This window comes from Sinimarinibacterium flocculans (assembly GCF_003201205.1).
Lineage (GTDB): Bacteria > Pseudomonadota > Gammaproteobacteria > Nevskiales > Nevskiaceae > Solimonas > Solimonas flocculans.
This window is the reverse complement of sequence record NZ_QICN01000027.1, coordinates 1-2,422: the sequence shown is the minus strand read 5'-3', so window position 1 is coordinate 2,422 and position 2,422 is coordinate 1. Positions and strand designations below refer to the sequence as shown.

Here is a 2,422-nt window from a genome sequence, read left to right as displayed (position 1 = left end):
GGCGAGGACGGACATCCTGACGAGGGTTGTTCCGCTTGAGCGCGTTTCGCATGCGAAACGCAGGCTGGCCACCGTCGGTGCCGTTCGATGCCTGACATCCACGCCCGCGACCCGGACGACCTGGTGCATGGTCGGGTTCTTGAGTACGCCCGGCGGAGCGGCAAGACGGTTTCGGAGGCCGTGCGGGAGCTGCTGGCGCGCGGGCTCGATGCGTCGTCCGGCGAGGCAATCGACGCGGTTGCGCTGGCGCAGCAGGTTCATGCCCGCATCGCGGCCCTTGATGGTCGCATTCCAGCGAACGGTGACTACTTCCGCGCGATGCTCATCACGCTGCTGGAAGACGTGATGCTGACGCGCCAGATCGCAGCCTTGCTGAAGCCGGAGATTGTCCAGAAGGCGCAGCAGAACGCGCGCAGCGCGTTCGATCAGATGGTCCGAGACGGCACGATTTGACGGTTGCTGATTCGGTCGACCACGGCGGAATGCCCCGCTGTTCAGCACGCTCCGCAGGAGCGCTTCAAGTAGCCAGAACGACGCCGGCCCTGATTGCCTCCCAACTGATAGGACTGGTCGCTACCGTCACGTGCGGCGTAGTACGCTCGCGGACGTTGGTAGAGCGCATAACAGGGAGGATCACGATGACTTCGAGCGAACGATCGAAACGGTGGCGAGGGCTGCTTGTCGCTGTCCTGGCCACCGCCCTTTGCGGATGCGAGGGCCGTCCAGCCGTGGCCGACGGCGATGCGGCTTTTCAGCAGCAGGTTCGCACCGATTGGGGCGACGCGGCAAAGGTGCGATCGTTCGAGAAAACGGACGGCCTCGCGTACGAGAAAAATGGCGTGAAGGCTTACGAGATGGAGTACGTCGCGGTCGTCGAGCGGCCCGAGCACGGAAGCGAAGAGGTGACCGGCACGATCAGCTTTGTCCGCACCGAGCGCGGCTGGAATGTCGCCAGCGTCAGCGGCCAGACTGAGCAGCAGCGCCAAGCCGCCCTGCGGCGCGAAGAGGACATCGCCAACCGAGCGAACGTCACTCGCGCCAGGCAGGACATCCGGACCTTCGATGCCACGCTGCAACTGTACAAGCTGGACAACGGCAACTATCCCAGCACTCAGCAAGGATTGGCGGCGCTGGTCAGCCCGCCGGACAGCGAGCCCAGACCGACGCACTACAAGCCAGGTGGGTACATGAAGTCCGTGCGGAACGATCCTTGGGGCAATCCCTACCAGTACGTCAGCCCGGGCATGCGCAGCGAGTTTGATCTGTTTTCATTCGGCTCCGACGGTCAGTCCGGCGGCGACGGCGCGGCCGCAGATATCGGCAACTGGGACCACTGACGACTCGGCGCCAGGCGTCGCGGTACTGTTCGTCGATACAAAGCTCGCGGCGTCGATACGGAAGAAGCGCTTGACCGCGATCGGACACCAGCATCGTCCGAATCAGAACAGCAGCAACGACCCAAAAGCGCCAAGCCCTTCGACCATCTGCATGTGAGTCGAGCAAAGAAGTCCCCCGGCGATGCCGGGATGACGCTCCACACACACCCCACGCCCAGGGTACGGGCATACAAGCCTAGACAAGTCTTTGACTTGTCTAGGCCTTGCCGTCATACACGATCGATGCGCCGTGTAGCACGCGCGTGACACGCTTGATTTCTAAGGGCTTGCTCGGCAACCCGTGGAAGCCTGTTGCTCAGTCGTCGCCCGCTCCTTGTGCTGCGGCCTTGGCCGCAGCAGCCTCTTCGGATTCGCGGGAGGCTCGATCCATGGCCTCCATCAACGATTCGCCTTCGCGAACTTCAAACAGCTCGTGTGCGCGATAGAGCGTTGGGCTGGGCGGGAGTGGCGCGTGCAGCGGATCGTCGTCGCCTGCTTCGATGAAGCAGGGCTCACTGAGGTCAATCGCGATCTTCGATTCGGGCGAGTGTTTCGGCTGGGTCATGGCGTATCCCCTTGTCCAACTATATCGCTGTGGCCCGAGGCCGGGCGTCTATAGGCGTCCCGCACCGAGCGGCGGCGCGTGCTGCGCCTGGCCGTCGACCGACCGGCCAACATCCTTCGCGGACTCGGATTGGAAGCTCCTGAGCAGTTGATCGAGGTAGCCGCCGACCTTGTGCAGGCGCGACTCCTCGCGACCCTCGATCGCGCTGGTTTTGTCGCCCAAGTAGTGCGCCACGTTGCGTGTGAAATCCTCGGTGCTGTCGGTGAATAGCTTGATGGTGTCCTTCTGCCGGCTGATGGCAACCAGGAACGCCTTCTGCGAAAACAGCGTGCGCTCGGTGCTTTCCGCATTGACCAGGACGTGGCTGCGTGTCGCGCCCTGCGACTTGTAGACCGTGCTTGCGTAGGCATGCTCCCAGTGCTGACCGGCGTGCGTCCGGGGATCGAGCGTGCGGCGCTCGCCGGTCTCGGTCTGCACCTCG

At 63.7% G+C, this 2,422-nt stretch carries 3 protein-coding genes and 1 pseudogene; 2 read left to right on the top strand and 2 right to left on the bottom strand.

All coding sequences use genetic code 11. The features are described 5' to 3' along the window. Nucleotides 1–87 precede the first annotated feature (87 nt). Both C8D93_RS20180 and gspG read left to right on the top strand, forming a co-directional pair. Nucleotides 88–453 carry a hypothetical protein gene (locus C8D93_RS20180; RefSeq protein ID WP_110267077.1) on the top strand — a complete coding sequence of 122 codons (366 nt, stop codon included), beginning with the start codon at nt 88–90 and terminating at the stop codon, nt 451–453. Between the two features lie 275 nt (nt 454–728). Then, nucleotides 729–1,337 (top strand): type II secretion system major pseudopilin GspG, encoded by a 609-nt coding sequence (gene gspG, locus C8D93_RS20175; protein WP_245904036.1) that lies wholly within the window; start codon nt 729–731, stop codon nt 1,335–1,337. Nucleotides 1,338–1,692: 355 nt separating this feature from the next. Here the strand turns inward: gspG and C8D93_RS20170 are convergent, their stop codons facing one another. Both C8D93_RS20170 and C8D93_RS20845 read right to left on the bottom strand, forming a co-directional pair. Next, the gene (locus C8D93_RS20170; RefSeq protein ID WP_110267075.1) at nt 1,693–1,941 is read right to left on the bottom strand and encodes a hypothetical protein; all 249 of its coding nucleotides are present in this window, start codon (nt 1,939–1,941) and stop codon (nt 1,693–1,695) included. A gap of 48 nt (nt 1,942–1,989) precedes the next feature. Then, nucleotides 1,990–2,422, bottom strand: a pseudogene (locus C8D93_RS20845) (hypothetical protein); the annotation flags it as partial.

What these genes read in the sequence shown, in the direction of transcription:
- C8D93_RS20180 (WP_110267077.1), top strand. Translation starts at nt 88, where the DNA reads ATGCCTGACATCCACGCCCGCGACCCGGACGACCTGGTGCATGGTCGG.
- C8D93_RS20170 (WP_110267075.1), bottom strand. Translation starts at nt 1,941, where the DNA reads ATGACCCAGCCGAAACACTCGCCCGAATCGAAGATCGCGATTGACCTC.